Source organism: Caproicibacter sp. BJN0012 (genome assembly GCF_035986805.1).
Lineage (GTDB): Bacteria > Bacillota > Clostridia > Oscillospirales > Acutalibacteraceae > Caproicibacter.
The window spans coordinates 1,491,741-1,512,179 of sequence record NZ_CP142518.1; the positions used below are offsets into that span (position 1 = coordinate 1,491,741).

Consider the following 20,439-nt stretch of genomic DNA (forward strand, 5'->3'; position numbering starts at 1 on the left):
CCGAAGATCATCTCGATCGTTCGGGGCCTTTTTTATATCGATGTTATTTCAGCTTTTCGCGGCAACTTTCGCGTATGCGAAAATTTTGTCGCCGAGCGGTGTGACCACTACGTTTGAAATATTTGTATTCAACAGATACGGATCGGTGTAGAAATAGATCGGGCATGCCGGCATGTCGTCCATCAGAATTTTTTCCGCGTCGTGCATCGACTGCATGCGGACCGTCTGGTCGCCGGTGGCTTTCGCTTTGGCAATCAGAGCGTCATAATCCTTGTTGGACCAGTGTGGATCATTGTTGCCGGAGTTTGTCATAAACAGGTCCAAATAGGAAATCGGGTCGTTGTAATCTGCAATCCATCCGTCGCGGGCAACGTCGTAATTGCCCTTCTGGCGGTTATCGATGAAAACCGCAAATTCCTGGGATGCGAGGGTGCAGTTGATGCCCAGCTCTTCTTTCCACATATTCTGAAGTGCTTCGGCGATGGCCTTATGGCCGCTGTTGGTGTTGAAAGAATATTCGAAAGTCGGGAACCCCTTGCCGTCCGGATATCCGGCTTCGGAAAGGAGCTGTTTGGCTTCCGCGACATTTTTATCGTAATCGTCGTCCTTTACGGAGTAATAGCTGCCCCCCACGTCGCGGAACTGTTTGGTTGTATCGGCATCGCTGACGCCGGTAGAGACAAACGCGTCCGCCGGGATCTGGCCGGCCTTTGTAATATTTTTTATAATATAATTGCGGTCGACTACAAGTGTGAGCGCTTTGCGGACCTTCGGATTGTCGAACGGAGCTTTCTTGCAGTTAAAGGCGACATAGTAGGTTGCAAGCTGATCGATGCTGTGATAATCTTTCGTGGCGGCCCATTTATCCTGCTCTTCCACAGGGTAAGAGTCGGCGAATTGCAGCTCGCCGTTCTGGTAAGCGGCCTGAATCGCGGAGTCGTCGTCCATCAGCATGAATTTGATCTGATTGACCGTTACGGCGTCCTTGTTGTAATAAGTGTCGCTTTTCTGGTCGATGATGCTTTCCTTGTGGTTCCAGGCCGTCATCTTATAGGGGCCGTTGCCGATATAAGTTTTGGGGTCCTGTGTCCACTTGTCGTTCCCATCGACAACATCTTTGCGGAGCGGGTAGAACATCGGGCGTGACAGCAGCTGCAGGAAATAGGCACAGGGAGCGTTCAGCTTGATCACGAGGGTCTTGTCATCTTTCGCGGTGACGCCAAGGCTGGTGACATCCTTGTTCTTGCTCGTGTAAATATCAGTGGCGTTCACAACCGGGTCCATCATATAGCTGTATTCGGAAGCGGTCTTGGGGTCGACCAGACGCTGCCATGCATAAACAAAGTCCTGGGCGGTGACGGCCTTGCCGTCAGACCATTTAATGTCGTCTCGCAGCGTGGCGGTGTAGGTCAGACCGTCGTCGCTCGCTTTGATGTCCTTTGCCTGGCCGTTGACGATTTTTCCGCTTTCATCCAGTTTAGTCAGACCTTCAAAAACGTGCTGAATGTAAATACCGCCGTCAACCGCGGTATTCAGCGCGGGATCCATGGAATCCGGCTCCGAGCCTACATGGACGCTCAGGGATGTGTTAGACTGTGCGGCCGAACCTGCGCCGGACGATGCCTGTGACGACGTCGATGCGGAACCGCCGCATCCGGTGAATGCCGTTGCGATCATGGCTGCGGCAAGCACCGAAGACAATAACTTTTTTGTCATAAACTTTCCCTCCAAATGAAAATATTTGCATTTATTCGAGGCCTTGGTCTGCTGACTGACGCAATTCCGAAGTAAAATCACGCATTGCAGAAACACAAAATGACCATGTCTGCTGTATTCCGAACCTTATTTTACGCTGCAAAGCACAATTTTAGCCGAAATGCGCAATGTTTTTCATGGAATCAAGGCCTAATGCACTTCAACTTTTCTAATTTCCTCAATTCTGTGACAAGCGGCAAAATGCCCCGGTTCATATTCCCGCATCTCAGGAACCTCTTCGGCACATTTCGGCACCGCATAGGGGCACCGGGTGCGAAAACGGCAGCCTGTGGGCGGATGAAGAGGACTGGGCACATCGCCCTCCAGAACAATTCTTTTTTTCTTCCGGCTGGCTTTTGGGTCCGGGACCGGAATTGCGGAAAGCAGGCTCTGTGTATAAGGATGAAGCGGCCTTGCGTACAGCGTTTCACTGTTTGCAAGCTCGACCAGTTTGCCAAGATACATCACGCCGATCCGGTTGCTGATATGTTTGACTACGGCAAGATCGTGCGCGATGAAAAGATAAGTCAGACCCAGCTCCTGCTGAAGGTCTTCAAACATATTGATCACCTGCGCCTGAATCGAAACGTCCAAAGCGGAAATCGGTTCGTCGCAGACAATAAATTCCGGGTTGACGGCAAGCGCGCGCGCAATGCCGATCCTTTGGCGCTGCCCGCCGGAAAATTCGTGCGGATAGCGGTTCGCATGCTCGCTGTTCAGTCCAACCCGATTTAAAAGAGAAAGAATTTTGTCCTTGCGCTCCGCCTTTGACGAGGCAAGCCCGTGAATGTCGATCGCCTCTCCGACGATGTCGCCCACCGTCATTCTGGAATCGAGAGACGCGTAGGGGTCCTGAAAAACAATCTGCATTTTTTTGCGGTAAGGTTTAAAATCGACTTTTGTCACATCGGCGCCGTCATAAAAGATCTTTCCGCCGGTCGGCTCATAAAGCCTAAGAATCGTACGGCCGGTCGTGGTTTTTCCGCATCCGCTTTCCCCCACCAGCCCGAAGGTCTCGCCGCGATTGATATAAAAGCTGACATCGTCGACCGCCTGGACAAAACCTTTTTTAAACATGCCTGTTTTCACCGGAAAATACTGTTTGAGGTGCTGGACCTCCAATAATTTTTCACTCATTGACGGCCGCTCCTTCCTGCTTTTCAAACTGTTCCTTTTGGTTCAGCCAACAGGCGCTTTTATGTGTTTCGGAGATCTGCGTGAATTCCGGCATCCTTTTTAGGCATATTTTCATGCAGGATTCGCACCTTGGCGCGAACGGGCATCCTGCCGGGGGATTCAGAAGATCGACCGGAGTGCCCTCGATCGGGACCAGGCGCTCATGGGAGGATTCGTTGATTTTAGGAATGGAACGAAGCAGCCCTTTTGTGTAGCAGTGCTTTGGATTATAAAAAATTTCATCCGTCGTGCCGATTTCGACGATCTTTCCGGCGTACATCACCGCGATGCGGTCGCAGACATCGGAAACGACGCCAAGGTCATGCGTGATCAGCATGACGGACATATTGATTTTTTGTTTTAATTCCACCATCAGTTCCATAATCTGGGCCTGAATGGTCACGTCGAGCGCCGTGGTCGGTTCGTCGGCGATCAGCAGCTTCGGTTCGCAGGCCAGGGCCATCGCAATCATGACGCGCTGGCGCATTCCGCCGGAAAACTCATGCGGATACTGCGTCAGACGTTTTTCGGGTTCGTTCACGCCGACCAGATTCAGCAGTTCAATCGCCCTTTGCTTACGTTCTTCGCGATTTTTATCGGTGTGAAGTTTGAGCATTTCGGTCAGCTGATTCCCGATGGTGAAAACGGGATTCAGGGAAGTCATGGGATCCTGAAAGATAATGCTGACTTCTTTTCCCCGGATTTTCCGGAATTCCTTTTCGGAGAGCTTCTCGATCTGATGGCCGTTGAAATTCACGGTTCCGCCGACAATTTTGCCCGGCCGGTCGACCAGTCCCGTCAGGGTATAGGCGGAAACGCTTTTTCCGCTTCCGGATTCCCCGACAATGCCGAGGACCTCCCCGTAATCCAGCGTGTAAGAAACGCCGTTGACCGCCTTCACTTCTCCGGCAGGGGTAAAAAAGGACACTCTCAAATCGTTGATGTCAAGCAAATGTTTCTGGTTCATTTTTTATTCTCCTTCAGCTTTGGATCAAACGCATCCCGTAAACCGTCTCCAAACAGATTGAAGGAGAGAATGATAATGCTGATGGCAACGGATGGAGCGACGAGCAGATAAGTATAGGATTCGATTCCGCCCAGCGCGTCGGAGGCGAGGGAACCAAGGCTGGCCATCGGCGACATCACGCCAAGGCCGAGAAAGCTCAGAAACGCTTCCGTGAAAATCGCCCTCGGAATTTCCAGCGTGGTGGTGACGATCAGGACGCTGATGCAGTTCGGAATCAGGTGCTTTGAAATAATCCGTTTGCTGGAAGCGCCGAGTGCGCGCGCGGCCGTGACAAATTCCTGTCCTTTGAGCGACATGACCTGTCCGCGGACAATTCTTGCCATGTTGACCCAGTACAGCAGACTGAATGTGATAAAAATGCTGACCATCGGGACACCGAGGCTTTGCAGCCAGGACAGCGATGGATGCGTGTCGAAAAGTTTTGTCAGGGGTTCCTTCAGGGTGACCTGAAGCAGAATGATCGTCAGCATATCCGGGATGGAATAGATGATGTCCACGATCCTCATCATGACGAGGTCGACCACGCCGCCGAAATATCCGGAGATCGCGCCGTAAATCGTTCCGATCAAAAGGACCAGAATGCTGGCGATGATGCCGACCAGAAGGGAAACCCTGGTCCCCATCATCAGACGGATCACCATGTCGCGTCCGTGCATGTCCGTGCCGAGAATGTGGGGGAAGACACTGCCGCCGGCCTGTATGGTTTTCATTTCTTTCTGAGAATACTGCATCGGGTGCAGAAATTCACTGCCGCGAATCTGCTGGTCATAAGTATATGGATAAAAATTAGGCATGACAAAGGCAAAGACCATGACTAAGACGATCACGACAAAAGCCGTCATTGCTATTTTGTTGTGAAGAAGCCGACTGAGAGCGTCCCTCCAAAAGGTGGTGCTTTCCCTCATGACGACAAGCTGCTGCTTTTCCTCCTCGTCCGCGGGCAGAAAATCGTCCGTTCTTAATTGAAGAGTAAACGGGTTCTTGAATGCTTCCATTTCCATTATCCTCCCTTACTGCAATGAGATCCGCGGATCGATCAGTTTATAACAGAGATCAACAACCAGGTTCATCACTACAATCAGGACGGCTAGGAATATGGTTGTGCTCATAACCAAAGGATAATCGCGCGCCGTGATGCACAGGATAAACTCACGGCCGAGGCCCGGAATGTTAAAGATGCTTTCAACCACGAAGCTTCCGGTGACTGTGTAGGCAAGCAAAGGCCCAAGGTAGGTAATGACGGGTAAAATGGCGTTGCGCAGAGCGTGCTTATACAGCAGCACAAGCCTTCCGACCCCCTTGGATTTGGCTGTCCGGATGTAATCCTGATCAAGGGCGTCGAGCATGCCGGAACGCATCAGCCGGGTGATGTAGGACATCGGGTAGAAAGCCAGCGTGACGCACGGCAGAATGTAGGCGGAGAAGGAGCGCAGCCCGAACGTAGGCAGCCATTTCAGCTTCACGCCGAATATGATCATTAAAAATGTCGCCATCACAAAGCTTGGGACCGCGATTCCCAGGGTTGAAACAACCATTAGGGCGCGGTCTGTAAAGCGTCCCCGGTTCAAGGCGGAAACGGACCCCATGATGACTCCCAGAATCAATGCAAGCAAAATGGAGATTCCGCCAAGCCTGGCGGACACCGGAAATGCCGTGAGAATAATGTCGTTGGCGGAGCGGCCTTTCTGTTTCAAGGAATCCCCAAGGTCGCCCTTCAGCAGATTTCCCATATAGGTCAGATATTGCTGCGGCAACGGTTTGTCGAGGCCGTATTTCGCATTTAATGCGGTTAAAGTCTCTTTCGGTATATTCTTTTCGCTTAAGAACGGGCCGCCGGGAATCAGATTCATCAGCGTAAAAGTGATGATGGATATGAAGAAAATTGTCAGTATGGCATAACCGGTTCTTTTTATGGCAAATGCTCCCAAAAAAATATCCCCCTTTTTCCTTCTATTTATTAGAAACGGCAGGTACATTCCTCGTTGAATGCGCCTGCCGCTCAATAAATCTTCATGCTAGAATATTACTGTATGACTTATAAATATTCATTGCTGGAATTTTTATAATTTTGCACCGAAAAACCCGCTACGTGAATTAACCGAGCGTTTCACATGCATTATGTAATTGCCAATCACTCCGTTTATCATGGGAACTGGCGCATTAAGTCACGATAGGCAAGGCATCTTATTTTTATCTTCGATCAATGTATGGAAACGCCGATCTGCTGAAACCCATACCGCTATGCTTCTTTACGGAGAGATAAATTCCTCCCCGGAACCTTTACCACTTCCCATGGCTTATTTCAGTTCGTCTTTTTGCTGGTATCGTCCGAAAGCATGATGAAAGTTAAAAAATAACTGATGCTGAACTCTCACATGAATTTAAATAAAAGTATAGTTGAACATTTTATAATTGTCAAGGCCAAATTTGTGCCCGCGCCATGCCCCTTCCGGCTGTGCTTTGAATAATTTTAATGGAAATGGAAGAATATTCATTGGATTGTAGACACCTCAATAAATTCCGGCGGATGGGCTGTTGCCATGGAGGGTGGTGAAAGCGGGAAATGGCCGAGGAATTCTGTTCAATGGCGGGGATTTGCAGTTGCATAATTTTTAATCCGGCATGATTGACAGAAAACCTGAAAAAAGATATAATAACAGAAAACGGGGGGAACTCGCTCGAGTTGAGAAGGTAAAACCTGACCCTTTGAACCTGTCGGTTAATACCGAAGTAGGGAACGTGCATTGAGTTTTCGATTGGCGTTCGCCTGTTTTTGGCGGACGCCTTTTTAACTGAATATCGCGGGGGGACTCAAATCGAGTTGAGAAGGTAAAACCTGACCCTTTGAACCTGTCAGTCAACGCTGTCGTAGGGAGCAAAGATGAATCAGCCCGCCGCATGTCCGGCGGGTATTTTTTTGCCGTTTGAAACCCCGTTTTTATGGAGAAAGGAGAGTTTGGATTCAGCGCATTATATATAGAAAGAGGGGACGATATATCAAAAATCTTCTGACGATCGCGGGTTCCGACTGCAGCGGCGGGGCAGGGATTCAGGCGGACCTGAAAACCTTTGCCGCGCACGGCGCTTACGGCATGAGCGTGATCGTTTCCGTTGTGGCGGAAAACACCTCCCGCGTCCTTTCCGTCTGCGATCTCGAACCGTCCGTGATCGGGGACCAGCTCGACGCCGTGTTTGAGGATATCCGGGTGGACGGCGTAAAGATCGGAATGCTGTCCGGTTCGGCGCAGATGCGGGCGGTTGCGCGAAAGCTCCGGCAGTACGGGCCGCCCGGCGTGGTGCTTGACCCCGTGATGGTGGCCAAGGGAGGCTGTGCCCTGATGCATCCGAATGCGCTGCAGACATTGAGGGAAGAACTGCTTCCTCTCTCGTATGTTCTGACGCCGAATCTGCCGGAAGCGGAAGCGTTGACGGGAATCAAAATCGAGACTTTGGACGGCCGGAAGCGGGCTGCCGAGAGGCTGCGCCGGATGGGAGCCGAAAACGTCCTGCTCAAGGGCGGGCATCTCTCCGGCGACGCGGAAGACCTGCTGTTTGACGGAAACGAGTTTACCATATTTACTCACGAGAGAATCGAAACGGATAATACACACGGGACAGGATGCACGCTTTCCTCCGCCATTGCCGCGAACCTTGCGGAAGGGATGTCCGTGCCCGAAGCGGCGCGCGCCGCGAAGGAGTATGTGACCGCGGCGATTGAACATGCTCTGCCGGTGGGGAAGGGGCACGGCCCGACCAATCACTTTTATTTTATGAAAGGAATCAGACGATGAAGAATGTTCAGACTCAGATGGAAGCCGCGAAAAAGGGCGTTGTTACAAAAGAGCTGAGAGCGGTCGCCGCCAAAGAGGGGATGGAGCCGGAAAAGCTCCTTGCGCTGGTCGCGGCGGGCCACGCGGTGATCCCGGCGAACGCCGGCCACACGGCGCTTTCCCCGGAAGGGGTCGGCGAGGGCCTCGCGACGAAGATCAATGTGAACCTCGGCGTTTCCGGCGACTGCAAAGATTATGGGACAGAGCTTCAAAAAGCGGAGCTTGCGGCCCGGTTCGGCGCGCACGCGATCATGGATCTGAGCAATTATGGCAAAACCCGTGAGTTTCGGCAGAGGCTGATCGCCGAGTCTCCCGCGATGATCGGAACGGTCCCCGTGTACGACGCGGTCGGTTATCTGGAAAAGGACCTGCTGGAGATCACCGCCCGGGATTTTCTGAAAGTTGTTGAGGCGCACGCCAGAGAGGGCGTGGATTTTATGACGGTCCACGCCGGGATGAACCGCCGGGCGGTCGAAGCGTTCCGCCGGCAGGGGAGGAAAATGAACATCGTGTCCCGCGGCGGCTCGCTGCTGTTCGCGTGGATGGAGATGACCGGGAATGAAAATCCGTTTTTCGAACATTACGACGAACTGCTTGACATTCTGCGCGAATACGACGTGACAATCTCTCTCGGCGACGCCCTCAGGCCCGGCTGCCTGGACGACAGCACCGACGCCGGCCAGATCGCCGAGCTGATCGAGATCGGGGATCTGACCGAGCGCGCCTGGAAGAAGGACGTCCAGGTTCTGGTGGAGGGACCGGGACATATGGCGATGAATGAAATTGCTGCCAACATGGCGCTGGAGAAGCGCCTGTGCCACGGCGCGCCGTTTTACGTTTTGGGCCCTCTGGTGACGGACATTGCCCCCGGCTACGACCACATCACCGCGGCCGTCGGCGGAGCGATCGCAGCGGCGTCGGGCGCGGATTTCCTGTGCTATGTCACTCCGGCGGAGCACCTTCGCCTGCCGGACCTGGACGACGTGAAGGAGGGGATCGTCGCAAGCCTGATCGCGGCGCACGCGGCGGACCTTGCGAAAGGGATCCCGCACGCGCGTGAGCGCGACAGCAGGATGGCGCAGGCCCGCAGGAACATGGACTGGGACGAGATCTTCCGGCTCGCGATCGACGGAGAAAAGGCGCGGCGGTATTTTGAAAGCACGCCGCCCGCCGACCGCCACACCTGCTCCATGTGCGGAAAAATGTGCGCCGTCCGGACGACCAACCTGATCCTCGAAGGGAAAAAGGTTACGTTCTGTTCTGAAAAGTAAGGAGGAAAAGCATTGAATCAAATCACAAAGGATGCGGCGGAGGTCCTCTCGGAGGTCCGCCGGAAGTCCCCGCTGGTCCACAATATTACCAACTATGTCACGGTGAACGACTGCGCCAACGCGCTGCTGGCATTTGGGGCTTCTCCGATCATGGCGGACGACATCGGGGAGGCGGCGGACATCGCTTCCATTTCATCGGCTTTGGTGCTCAACATCGGCACGCTGAACCGGCGCACCGTTGAATCCATGCTTGCCGCCGGCGCGAAAGCGAATGAGCTCGGAATTCCCGTCGTGCTCGATCCGGTCGGGGCCGGCGCCTCCGCTCTGAGAAACCGGGCCGTGCGGGAGCTTCTGAAACGGATTCGGATGACCGTCCTGCGGGGCAACCTCTCCGAACTGTCCTTCCTCGCGGGGATCCGGTCCGCGACCAAGGGCGTGGACGCGTCCGAGGCCGACAGCGGGAACGACGCCGTCTCGGTCGCCGTTTCGGTTGCGGAGCAATACGGCTGCGCCGCGGCGGTCACCGGGGCGGTGGACGTCCTGTCCGACGGAGAGCGGACGGTAAAGATCCGCAATGGACACCCGATGCTTTCCAGCGTAACGGGAACCGGCTGCATGACCTCCGCCCTGGCGGGAGCCTGCGCCGCCGTGAGCCACGACCCGCTTGCCGCGGCGGCGGCCGCGGTCGCCGCCATGGGCATTGCCGGGGAGCTCGCCTATGAAGCCGCCGGAAGCGCCGGGACGGGCGGCTTCCACATCGCGGTGATCGACGCTCTGAGCCGTCTGGACCCGGCGCTGTTTGAAAAGAGGGCGAAGCTCGATGAAGCCTGAGATCGACTATACCCTGTACTTATGCACGGACCGACGCCTCATGAGCGCCGATACGCTGGAGGAGGCGGTGGAACAGGCGATCCGGGGAGGCTGCACGCTGGTCCAGCTTCGGGAGAAAGACTGCTCCTCCCTTGATTTTTATCGCACGGCGCTCGGCGTCAAACGGATCACGGACCGCTGCGGAATCCCGCTCATCATCAACGACCGGGCGGATATCGCGCTCGCCGTTGGAGCGGCCGGCGTCCACGCGGGCCAGAGCGATCTGCCCTGCGCGGCGCTCCGTGCCATGCTGGGAGACGACAGGGTGATCGGGATTTCAGCCGCGACCGTGGAGGAAGCCGTCCGGGCGCAGCGGGACGGCGCGGACTACATTGGCGTGGGGGCAATGTTCGCGACGGGAACAAAGACGGACGCCGGGCTGGTGTCGATGGAAACGCTCGCGGAAATCCGTCGCGCCGCCGCGATCCCGATCGTGGTGATCGGCGGGATCGGCCCGCAGAACGCCGGGCGGTTCCGCGGCACGGGAATCGACGGCCTCGCGGTGATTTCCGCGATCCTGACGAAACCCGACATTGCCGCCGCCGCGAGGGAACTGCGCGCGCAGTTCCGTCCCTGAAATCATTTTTGGCGGTGTTGCGCTTTGAAAAAATTAGGAGCTTCCTCCCGCATCATGCGCGAGAAAGCTCCTTTTGTCAGTTGTTCTTTTGGCGGTCCGTGTAAATCTTTACCGTGTCCCGCAGAAATTTTGCCAGCCCCGGCCGCATCCGGTCGTAATAAGCGGTGAACCGGGGATCGTCCACATACATCTGCGCCAGCGCCGCGTGGGCTTCCGGCGTGTAGGTCTCCCAGGTGAAGGAAAGCCATTCGCGGTGCAGGGCGGCGGCCTTCTGGGCAGTCTCTCCGGCCGGGTCGCCCGTCTGAAACGCTTCGAGAAGCGTTTCGTTAAGCGACCGCTCAATGTCCTGGAACCGTCCGTATTCCTGTTGGGTCATTCCGAGAAGTTTGCGGCTGCTCCGTTCGACGGCCTTGGTGCCGTACTTTTTGCGGATTTCCTTACCGTAGCGCCGTTCGTTCTGTTTTACCAGATTTTCTTTGAATCCTTCGAATTTTTCGCTGTCGGTCATGGATGATTCTCCTTTCTCGCAGGCGAGCGTTTTTTCCACATTGCGGATCAAAAGATCGAGGCGGGCCCGCTGCCGAAGGAGAAGCTCGCGATGGCGGCGGAGCGCTTCGGCGGCGCTGAATCCGGGTGAATCGAGAATTTTCCCGATTTCCTTCAGGCCGACGCCCAGTTCCCGGTAGAAAAGGATCTGCTGCAGACGGCCCACTTGGGCGCCGCCGTAGATCCGGTATCCGGAAGGACTCAGCCGTGCCGGTTTCAGCAGGCCGGTTTCGTCGTAATACCGGAGAGTGCGCGTGCTGATGCCGGAGAGTTTCGCCAGCTTTTGGATCGTATATTCCATCCTCGCTTCCTCCTTTCAAACAGATCCTATCGCTTGACGCCGCGTGAATGTCAATCCCCTTTTTGAAAAATTTTAAATAATTCGAGTCGATTTCTAATACGAAATATTTGCCGGACTTGTCAAACCGTGTCGTTTCGGGTATAGTATTAGCATGACAGATGAAAACGGACCAGTCCGCCGCCTTTTGCGGTCGTCCGGAACCATTTGTTCAAGTCGATTTCCTTTTTCATCCCCTCGTCCAGGATCTCAGCGATAGCGGCGTTCCCGTCGGCTTCGTATTCCAGGGAGACCACGGTGACCCAGTGCCATGAATCCAAAATTTTTTCCTCTCCACAGTCCAGGTTCAAAAAGGCGACTGGCGTGTCGGCGGACAGCGCCGAATGCAGAAACAGGAGAAGCTGCCCAAAGTCCGGGCGGGAGCAGCGGAAACCCGGGATTTCAAACGGTTCCGTGCCGATGCGGAGCGACTTTGCTTTTGCGTAGGACTGCACGCCCTTGCATAACAGTTCCGTATTCGGGATCCCCATTGCGGTCGGCTTTACGTGCCGCCAGATGTCCTCCATGAAATCCGGGCTTTCTTTCCGGCTGACCGGCCGGTCCAGCCCAGGTATGGAGCGGGATCTTCCGAGGTAATACAGAATGTTGGAAACAGCCGTCGGCCCGCAGCCGGAGAGGCGCTGCCATCGGGTCCGGAACCACTCCTGGTCAAACCCGTAATAGTTTTGCCCCTCTGCTTCACCGTCAATTAAAAAATAGCCGATCTTTTTTAACGCGATCGATATCATGGAATTTCCTTTCCTTGTCCCTTGTTTTTTTCATCATATCACCGCGCGCGGGAATGCGCCAGCGCGTATTTTTATGAAATGAGAGATTTACGATGAAAGTGCTGATTCTTACTTCAAAAAGACGAATTGAAAAGTATACGGATTTTTCAAAGATCCCCGGCGATTGGAAACTGGTTTTTCTCGACAGCGTCTATGAGGAAGAGGAAGCGATCCAAAAGGGAGGGGATGCGGATTTTATCGTCGTGGACGCAGTCAGCCCCGTGTCACGCCGCCTCATCGGGCAGATGCCGAAGCTGCGCCTGATCCATTCGGAGGGCGCCGGGTTTGAGCGGATCGACCTGCAGGCCGCGCGGGAGGCGGGCGTTTATGTCTGCAACAACGCATCCCTCAACAGCGGGGCCGTGGCGGAGCAGGCGATTCTGCTGATGCTTGCCCTCCTTCGCCGCTTTCAGGAGGGGGACAATTTGGTCCGGCGGGGAAAACAGGGACAGGCGAAAAGCTCCTTTATTCTGGACGGGATTACGGAGCTCGAATCCTGCCATGTGGGAATCGTCGGTTTCGGCAGTATTGGGAAAGCCACGGCGAAACGCCTTTTGGCCTTTGGCTCCAAAGTGAGTTACTACGGCAGGCACCGGTTGGGCGCGGAGGAAGAAAAGAAGTTCGGCGTCAGCTACCTTCCGCTTTCGGAGCTGGCTGCCTCGTGCGATATTGTCAGCCTGCACCTGCCGGTGACGCCGGAGACGACCGGCCTGATCGACCGCGAGTTTTTGAGGCGGATGAAACCTTCCGCGGTTCTGGTCAATACCGCAAGGGGGGAGATTGTGGACCAGGCCGCCCTGGCGGATGCGCTGGAAAGCGGGACCATCGCCGGGGCCGGGCTGGATACGCTGTCCCCTGAACCGGCGACGCTGGAAAATCCGCTTCTGCGTCTGAGTGAAAACTGCCGTTACCGCGTCATCTTTTCACCTCATATCGGCGGAACGACAAATGGTGTTTTTTACCGGCTGCACAGAAATATTTGGAATAATCTTTTTCTGTCGGCGGAGGGAAAGCGCCCGAACAATGTCGTCAACGGGCTTTGACGGCGTTTTGGGAAGGCTTGTCCGTGCTCGTTGAATCCGGAAGTTAAAATTTTCTCTCTCTCCCGCTCAAACTCTTTTCTGAAATGGGTTGGCGATACATAGAATGAACCGGGAGGGATTAATATGAATTTACCCAACAGCAGCGCCGAGGTAACCTTTCAGGAAAATCACCGGGAATTTATCTACCGCGGCACGGCAGTTCTGACTCTGTCCGTTCAATTCCCTGTCGTCAAACTGAGCGGGAATCCTCAGGCACAGGCCAGGATCAATTCAAGGTTCCGGGCGCAGGCGGCCGATTTTTCAAGATATGCGGCGGGAACGCTGTATCGCCAGGCCGTTCGGGACTATCACAGCGCGCAGGAGCACGATTATCCGTTCCGGGCGTATGATGCCGTCATGAAATACGAGGTCACGATGAATCAGGAGTGCTATTTCAGCACCTACCGCGATCGGTATGAGTTTACGGGCGGCGCGCACGGAACCACCGTCAGAGCTTCGGACACGTTCAGCCTGCAAAGCGGAAGAAGGTTCGCCTTGTCCCACTTTTTCGCACCTGGTGTAAATTACCGGCGGATCGTGGTTTCGGAAATCCTGAAACAGGCGGAACGGAATATGCAGCAGAATCCGGGAATCTATTTTGACGACTACAAACATTTGATTTTAAAATATTTTCGTCCGGAAAATTACTACTTAACCCAGGAGGGAGTGGCGATTTACTATCAGCAATATGATATCGCCCCTTATGCGACCGGTATTGTAACCTTTATTATTCCCTATGATTTTCTCGGGATTACACTTTCCTGCTCCGGCAGATAGTTTACCGCAAAGAGTGATCGGGCGGCCAAAAGGGCCGCCTGCCGATTTTTCGGAAATCCGGCCCCTTCTTGATATTCCGGGCGGCAGATTTCGCGTAAGCAGCCGATTGAAGGATTTTCATATATTAAAGTATATTGACGGAAAGAGGAGCATCCTTGAAACTTGAGTTTTTGCATCAGGGGACCGAGCAGCGCAGAGAACTGATTCTTCACGGAAGTATCCTGCAGACTCTCCTGATGCTGTCTTTGCCGACCCTCATGATGAGCGTGATCCAGGCGCTGCTGCCGCTGTCCGACGGTCTGTTTATCAACAATGCGGCGGGAACGCTTGTTGCCAGCGCGGTGACCTACAGCGAGCCGGTCATCAATATGATGATTTCGCTTGCGCAGGGGATCAGTGTGGCTGCCATGGCGATCATCGGGCAGGCCAATGGCCAGGGTGATTTTGAGCGGGTCAGGCACATTTCCGCGCAGATTGTTATTTTCGCCTCCGCCGTGGGCCTTTGCGCCGCGCCCCTGTCCGCGCTGGCGGCTTTCCCCGTGTCGGCGAACGTGGACCCGGAAATTTCACACAATGTGTTTCTTTACATCAGCCTTTATTCGTTTGTTCTTCCGTTTTCTTTTTTAGAGAGCATTTACAACGCGATTAAAAACGCCACGGGAAAACCGGAGGCGACCTTTGTCCGGATGCTTCTTCTGCTCGCGCTGAAAATCCTGTTCAACCTGCTGTTCATCGTTCTGCTCCGCCTGGAAATCGTGGGCTGCGTCCTTTCTTCCCTGTGCTCCAATGTTCTGATCTGCGTCTGGATGTTTTACGAGCTGTTTGTGGGAAAGGGAGAGGACAAGCTGTCTTTGCGCGGCTTTCATTTTGACTATGATTTGATCCGGCAGCTCATCCGGGTTGGCATTCCCGCCATGCTTGCGAGCCTTATGTTGAACCTGGGTTTCTTTCTGATCAACAACGAAACCCAGAAATACGGCGCGGTCGTCCTTAACGGACAGGGCATCGCGAATAATATTACCGCCGTATGCTTCAATCTTCCCGCGGCGTTCGGCTCCGCGGTGACGACGATGGTCAGCATCAATATCGGCGCCGGCCAGGTTTCCAATGCGAAGCGCTCCTGCTGGGTAGGCTGTGTGGCAAGCGTGGTGACGGCGCTTGCGATTATCGCGGTGATCGTGCCTCTTTCTCCCTATCTGACAGTGCTGTTTACCCAAAAAGCCGATGTCCTTGACATTGCAAACCGGGCGCTGCATATCTATACCTACTCCGTCGTGGGGTTCGGTGTCTGCATGGCGGTGCAGGGCGCCTTTATCGGGCTCGGAAAAACGACGGTCCCCCTGTTCCTCGGGGTGCTGCGCATCTGGCTCTTGAGGTATCTCTTTATTCTGGCAACCGAACAGACGCTTCAGTATTACTCGGTTTTCTGGGGCAATCTGTTTTCCAATTACATGGCGGCGGTGATCGCCGTTCTGATGATTCTGCGGGTGCGGTGGGTTTCGACGCTCGATAAATAAAAATCGGAGCCGGAACCCGAGGATTCCGGCCCCTGAAATGGGGAAATGAAGATCATACGATGTGTGAAATGACGATGTTTGCCTGTACGGGAACAGCGGCGTACAGAACGGTGGCTCCGGTTGTGTTGACCAGTGCGAAAGTGGCGGGTGTCGCTCCGACGGTAATAAGGGCGCTGCCGAAAAGCTCTCCGGTAACCGATGGCATGGTGCTGGCGATATCGGTGGTACCGTTTAAACGCAGCGAGAATTCCACGGAGGCCGGCCCGGCAGTCCCATCGACGGATACCCACCAGCTTACTTCATAGTTCCCGGTTGCCGAAATGGTGAAAATTCCCGTTACGGGGGCGTAGACAATGGACGGGCTTGAAGTGTTCAGTACGGAGTCAAATAGCACGTTCGTTCCGTCAGCCAGTGTCACTGCACTGCTGTCTGTCAACTGTGTTTGAATACCTACCAGGGCAACTGCCGGCCCGGTATCTCCAGTCGGTCCAGTGAATCCGGTCGGCCCGGTATCTCCAGTCGGCCCGGTATCTCCGGTGGGTCCGGTGAAACCAGTCGGTCCGGTGAAACCAGTCGGTCCGGTGAATCCGGTCGGCCCGGTATCTCCGGTGGGTCCGGTGAAACCAGTCGGTCCAGTGAATCCGGTCGGCCCAGTGTCTCCGGTCGGCCCGGTATTTCCGGTCGGTCCAGTAAAGCCTGTGGGTCCGGTATCTCCGGTCGGCCCGGTATCGCCAGTCAGCCCGGTATCGCCAGTCAGCCCGGTATCTCCGGTGGGTCCGGTGAAACCAGTCGGCCCGGTATCTCCAGTCGGCCCGGTATCTCCAGTTGGCCCAGTAAATCCGGTTGGCCCGGTATTTCCGGTCGGTCCAGTAAAGCCTGTGGGTCCGGTGTCGCCCGTTGGCCCGGTGAAGCCTGTCGGCCCGGTGAAACCCGTTGGTCCGGTGTCGCCAGTCGGTCCGGTGTCGCCAGTCGGTCCGGTAGCTCCTGTGGGTCCGGGGTCACCCGTGGGTCCAGTAAAGCCCGTAGGTCCGGTAAAGCCAGTCGGTCCCGTAACACCTCCGGAGGTACCGGTCGGTCCGGTTGGCCCTGTTGGTCCGGTCGGGCCGATGCAGCAGAAAGGCCTGTTACGGTCACAATTTTGGAAACAGCCGCTGTGAGGGAAACAGTGTTTTTGGAAGCTTGTATAAAAATCCGAATTAAATCCGGTGTACATGATTCATCATCCAATCGTTGGGTAAATTAAATTCCGGTTCATTATATGAGCGCGTCGGTTCTGCCGTTCCGGCGAAATTGACGGGAGAACGGCAGAAGAAGGACTCCGATGGCACCCGAAAGATAAAAATAGGGAGCGTACCCCATTGTACGCTCCCCGGGAGGATCCGGAACAGACGTTCCTCACCCCGCACTTGTTAGTATGAATCTTTGAAATTTAATTTAGACATACACGAAAAAAATTTTTTAAGATTTTTTCTTTCCCTGGAATGACCTGCCTGACTGCATTTTTCCAGCCGGTCCGACGGTTTTTGCGAACCGGTTCGGTGAGGTCTGGACAGCTTTTGGACGGTTCGTAGGATGGATCGCTGACGCCTTTGGCATGGGGTTGGCGGAGCGGTTTCCATACGGCCGGTTCTGCGCCGGAGAATGGGATACCGCGGCAGAATGCTGAGGCGCCGGGGACTTTATGGGCCTGGAGGGACCGGGACTTTTTTGCTGTCTGCCAGATGGCGCATATACACAAAATGGAAAGGGAACTCCCATTGACATTTTTAATCAACTCCTTTTCCATATCATATGCAGTTTTCCGGTTCTGTGGTCTGCGGCGAGCATTAACCGACGACAATCCGTTGATTTAACGAGTGGGCCCAGCCTAAAAGCTGCCGGCTTTCCATTTTCCTGATTCCGCGACAGCCATGCGGTCACAGATTTCATTTTCCGGATGCCCCGCGTGCCCTCTCACCCAGTTTACCGTTACGTGGTGCGTTGCCAAAAGCTCAAGAAGGGTCTCCCATAAATCGCTGTTGAGGGCCGGCTTTTTGTCGGCTTTCATCCAGCCGCGTTTCCGCCAGCCTTCGGCCCAGCCTTTGGAAATCGCATCGCATACATAGCGGGAATCGCTGGTCAAGATCACATCGCAGGGCTCTCTGAGCTGTCGCAGAGCTTCAATCACGCCGGTCAGCTCCATCCGGTTGTTGGTTGTGACAGCTTCCCCGCCGCTCAGCCTTTTTTCCCGGCCGCCATAGCGCAGGATTGCGCCCCAGCCGCCGGGTCCCGGATTTCCGCTGCACGCCCCGTCCGTAAAGATCTCGACCCGCTTCATAACATCACCGTTCGTCTTTATAGATTTTTATAGCGGACTTATTATATCACAAAGGCCCGCAGCTTACAAATTTCAGAACCTGCGGTCTCAATCCGAAGATTTTTATGGCCCCCTTCGTTTAGACGACTCTTAACTGGCCATAATAAAATCTGTTGACAGCTTTTGGGAATCAAGGTACAATATATAGGATATTTGTGTTCGGATTTCGGCAATTCGCGGGTTCAACCCGCTTTTCAGACATAAAAAAAGCAGTTCAATTACATTTTTGCGCGGGCTCGGTGCAGCGTAAAAGGGTAAATTAATAAAGGAGAGCCAGATCCGTTTGGTCCGATTGCCGACGGATTCTAATGGCTGTACCCAAAAACGATGGAGGTTATTTTGTGGCAGAAAAACAATTAAATATGGATTCGGCTGAGCGTAAGGGCGAGGAGAATCAAAAAGTCGGAACGTTTCAGGAAAAGCGTCCCGAGCTTTATCAGAAGATTACTCCGCCCCGAAATTCTGCTCAGAAGCAGACGCACCCGGCTGCGCGGCAGGGCAGGCGCCCCGGCGTAAAAAAGAATGCGGGCGGGCAGGATGCCGCTGCGCATCGGGACTTGGCACGTCAGCCTCAGCCGGAGCACCAGCCTGTTCAGTCGAAGGGGACGGACGGGAAGCAGAATGCGGAGCCCCCGCAGCAAACCGGGACTAAGACGCAGAAGAATCCCCGTCCGAAAAACGGCGTAAAGCCGCGCGGCGGCAGACAGAAAAGCGCCGTAAAAGAACCGCTGACCGCAATTCAGAAAACCGTTCAGCAGTACATGACGGAACAGTCCGCAAAGGAGAAAAAAGAGGCGGCCGCCCAAAAGGGCAAGCGGAGCCGCAGGGGGCGGCAGAGTCAGCAGAAACCGTCAATTCGGGCCTATTTTCTGGGGGGCCTGAACGAGGTCGGAAAAAACTTTACGCTGTTTGAATGCGAGAACGACATGATCATCGTCGACTGCGGCATGGCGTTCCCGGACGGCGACATGCTGGGTGTGGACCTTGTCATTCCGGACTTCACGTTTGTGGAACGGAACGCCGAGAATATCCGCGGAATCGTACTGACGCACGGTCATGAGGACCATATCGGGGCCCTGCCGTACCTGCTCAAAAAGGTGAACGTCCCGATTTACGGAACCACGTTTACGCTTGCGCTGGTTAACAGCAAGCTGAAGGAACACGGCCTTCAGAATTCCGTGAAGGCCGTTGTCATGCAGCCCGGCGACCATGCCCAACTCGGGTGCATGGACGTCGAATTCATCCATGTCAACCACTCTGTCCCCGACGCCGTCGCGATCGCCATCCATTCCCCGGCGGGCGTTGTCATCCATACGGGAGACTTTAAAATCGACTGCACCCCGGCGCAGGGTAAAATGATCGATCTGGGCCGTCTGGCTCAGCTTGGCAACGAGGGCGTCCTCGCCCTGTTTTCGGATTCTACCAACGCGGAGCGCGAGGGCTACACCAAATCGGAGCGCAAAGTCGACAGTTCGTTCGACATGCTGTTCAAACGGGCGCAGGACAGCCGCATCATCATCGCGACTTTTGCCTCCAATGTCAGCCGCGTGCAGCAGATCATCAACTGCGCAGTGAAATACGGGCGGAAGGTTGCCCTTTCCGGCAGAAGCATGGTCAATGTCATGACGATCGGCGTGGAGCTTGGCTATCTGGACGTCCCGCAGGGAACACTGATCGATATCGATATGATCAACCGCTACCCCAAAGAGCAGATTGTGCTTGTCACGACAGGCAGCCAGGGAGAGCCGATGAGCGCCCTGACGAGAATGGCCTTTGCGGACCATCGGAAGGTGGAGGTCGGCCCGGGCGATTTCATTATTATTTCGGCGCGGCCGATTCCGGGCAATGAGAAGACCATTGGAAACGTGATCGACGAGCTGATGAAACGCGGCTGCCGCGTCGTTTACGAATCCATGTACGAGGTCCATGTTTCAGGACACGCCTGTCAGGAAGAGCTCAAACTGATGCAGGGCATTGTGAGGCCAAAATATTTCATTCCCGTCCACGGAGAGCAGAAGATGCTGCGCAAGAACGCCGAACTTTCCTACTCGATGGGCAGGGACCCGAGGAATGTGTTCATCGGGGATATCGGAGACGTCGTGGAAATCAATGAGGATTATATGAAACGTCTTCCCCCGGTCCCCGCCGGAAGCGTCATGGTGGACGGCCTCGGCGTCGGGGACGTCGGCAGCGTCGTCCTGAGGGACCGCAAGCATCTTGCCGAAGACGGGCTGATCGTGGTCGTGTGCACCATTTCCTGCACGGACGGGCACATCATATCAGGTCCGGACGTCGTGTCCCGCGGCTTTGTCTATGTGAGGGAATCCGAGCCGCTGATCGATGAGGTGCGCGACCTGGTCGCTTCCGTTCTGCAGGATTGCGCGGAAAACAGAATCCACGACTGGGGAACCCTCAAAACCCGCATCAAAGACGAACTGTCCCGGCTGCTTTACAACCGCACGCGCCGCAGCCCGATGGTTCTGCCGATTATCATGGAAGTGTAATCCACCCGGACAGCCTAAGGGGTAAT

Annotated in this window: 18 protein-coding genes and 1 riboswitch; of the genes, 8 read left to right on the top strand and 10 right to left on the bottom strand. The window is 54.8% G+C overall.

All coding sequences use genetic code 11. The features are described from left to right. Positions 1-48: 48 nt before the first annotated feature. From VA597_RS07195 to VA597_RS07215, 5 genes are all read right to left on the bottom strand, one after another. A complete protein-coding gene (locus tag VA597_RS07195) occupies positions 49-1,716 on the bottom strand; it encodes a peptide ABC transporter substrate-binding protein (RefSeq protein ID WP_128742102.1) in 1,668 nt (555 codons plus the stop codon). Between the two features lie 189 nt (positions 1,717-1,905). Then, complete coding sequence (locus VA597_RS07200; RefSeq protein WP_128742103.1) at positions 1,906-2,892, bottom strand: ABC transporter ATP-binding protein; 987 nt, start codon at positions 2,890-2,892, stop codon at positions 1,906-1,908. Then, complete coding sequence (locus VA597_RS07205; protein WP_128742104.1) at positions 2,885-3,898, bottom strand: ABC transporter ATP-binding protein; 1,014 nt, start codon at positions 3,896-3,898, stop codon at positions 2,885-2,887. Before VA597_RS07205 ends, VA597_RS07200 begins: the two co-directional genes overlap by 8 nt. Beyond that, the gene (locus tag VA597_RS07210; RefSeq protein ID WP_128742105.1) at positions 3,895-4,953 is read right to left on the bottom strand and encodes an ABC transporter permease; all 1,059 of its coding nucleotides are present in this window, start codon (positions 4,951-4,953) and stop codon (positions 3,895-3,897) included. The genes VA597_RS07205 and VA597_RS07210 overlap by 4 nt, the downstream gene beginning before the upstream one ends. A gap of 15 nt (positions 4,954-4,968) precedes the next feature. Beyond that, on the bottom strand, positions 4,969-5,886 hold the full coding sequence (locus tag VA597_RS07215) for an ABC transporter permease (protein ID WP_205703207.1): 918 nt from the start codon (positions 5,884-5,886) through the stop codon (positions 4,969-4,971). Between the two features lie 728 nt (positions 5,887-6,614). Further along, positions 6,615-6,713, top strand: a riboswitch (TPP riboswitch). Between the two features lie 241 nt (positions 6,714-6,954). On the opposite strand from VA597_RS07215, the gene thiD reads away from it, so the two are divergent. The 4 genes from thiD to thiE are packed head-to-tail and all read left to right on the top strand — an operon-like array spanning position 6,955 to position 10,506. Continuing rightward, positions 6,955-7,749 (top strand): bifunctional hydroxymethylpyrimidine kinase/phosphomethylpyrimidine kinase, encoded by a 795-nt coding sequence (gene thiD, locus VA597_RS07220; protein ID WP_128744244.1) that lies wholly within the window; start codon positions 6,955-6,957, stop codon positions 7,747-7,749. Further along, positions 7,746-9,059, top strand: a complete 1,314-nt coding sequence (gene thiC, locus VA597_RS07225; RefSeq protein ID WP_128742107.1) for a phosphomethylpyrimidine synthase ThiC — start codon at positions 7,746-7,748, stop codon at positions 9,057-9,059. The genes thiD and thiC overlap by 4 nt, the downstream gene beginning before the upstream one ends. Before the next feature lie 12 nt (positions 9,060-9,071). Then, positions 9,072-9,890: a hydroxyethylthiazole kinase gene (gene thiM, locus VA597_RS07230; protein WP_128742108.1), complete on the top strand. Its 819-nt coding sequence runs from the start codon at positions 9,072-9,074 to the stop codon at positions 9,888-9,890. Beyond that, the gene (gene thiE / locus VA597_RS07235; protein ID WP_128742109.1) at positions 9,880-10,506 is read left to right on the top strand and encodes a thiamine phosphate synthase; all 627 of its coding nucleotides are present in this window, start codon (positions 9,880-9,882) and stop codon (positions 10,504-10,506) included. The genes thiM and thiE overlap by 11 nt, the downstream gene beginning before the upstream one ends. Positions 10,507-10,582: 76 nt before the next feature. Here the strand turns inward: thiE and VA597_RS07240 are convergent, their stop codons facing one another. Continuing rightward, positions 10,583-11,353: a MerR family transcriptional regulator gene (locus VA597_RS07240; protein WP_128742110.1), complete on the bottom strand. Its 771-nt coding sequence runs from the start codon at positions 11,351-11,353 to the stop codon at positions 10,583-10,585. A 146-nt stretch (positions 11,354-11,499) separates the two neighbouring features. Continuing rightward, positions 11,500-12,138, bottom strand: a complete 639-nt coding sequence (locus VA597_RS07245; RefSeq protein WP_128742111.1) for a hypothetical protein — start codon at positions 12,136-12,138, stop codon at positions 11,500-11,502. 92 nt (positions 12,139-12,230) lie between these two features. Between VA597_RS07245 and VA597_RS07250 the strand changes: the two genes are divergently transcribed. The 3 genes from VA597_RS07250 (at position 12,231) to VA597_RS07260 (ending at position 15,553) form a co-directional block, all read left to right on the top strand. Continuing rightward, positions 12,231-13,220 carry a 2-hydroxyacid dehydrogenase gene (locus VA597_RS07250; protein ID WP_128742112.1) on the top strand — a complete coding sequence of 330 codons (990 nt, stop codon included), beginning with the start codon at positions 12,231-12,233 and terminating at the stop codon, positions 13,218-13,220. Between the two features lie 123 nt (positions 13,221-13,343). Next, positions 13,344-14,036, top strand: a complete 693-nt coding sequence (locus tag VA597_RS07255; RefSeq protein WP_128742113.1) for a DUF3298 and DUF4163 domain-containing protein — start codon at positions 13,344-13,346, stop codon at positions 14,034-14,036. A 155-nt stretch (positions 14,037-14,191) separates the two neighbouring features. Next, complete coding sequence (locus VA597_RS07260; RefSeq protein ID WP_326975595.1) at positions 14,192-15,553, top strand: MATE family efflux transporter; 1,362 nt, start codon at positions 14,192-14,194, stop codon at positions 15,551-15,553. A gap of 52 nt (positions 15,554-15,605) precedes the next feature. Here the strand turns inward: VA597_RS07260 and VA597_RS07265 are convergent, their stop codons facing one another. The 3 genes from VA597_RS07265 to rnhA form a co-directional block, all read right to left on the bottom strand. Continuing rightward, positions 15,606-15,971: a hypothetical protein gene (locus VA597_RS07265; RefSeq protein WP_326975596.1), complete on the bottom strand. Its 366-nt coding sequence runs from the start codon at positions 15,969-15,971 to the stop codon at positions 15,606-15,608. A 1,011-nt stretch (positions 15,972-16,982) separates the two neighbouring features. Next, entirely contained in the window at positions 16,983-17,339 is a 357-nt protein-coding gene (locus tag VA597_RS07270) for a hypothetical protein (protein ID WP_326975597.1), read from the bottom strand. Between the two features lie 81 nt (positions 17,340-17,420). Next, complete coding sequence (rnhA, locus tag VA597_RS07275; protein ID WP_128742114.1) at positions 17,421-17,870, bottom strand: ribonuclease HI; 450 nt, start codon at positions 17,868-17,870, stop codon at positions 17,421-17,423. 380 nt (positions 17,871-18,250) lie between these two features. Between rnhA and VA597_RS07280 the strand changes: the two genes are divergently transcribed. After that, positions 18,251-20,413 carry a ribonuclease J gene (locus tag VA597_RS07280; protein ID WP_442861480.1) on the top strand — a complete coding sequence of 721 codons (2,163 nt, stop codon included), beginning with the start codon at positions 18,251-18,253 and terminating at the stop codon, positions 20,411-20,413. Positions 20,414-20,439: the final 26 nt, after the last annotated feature.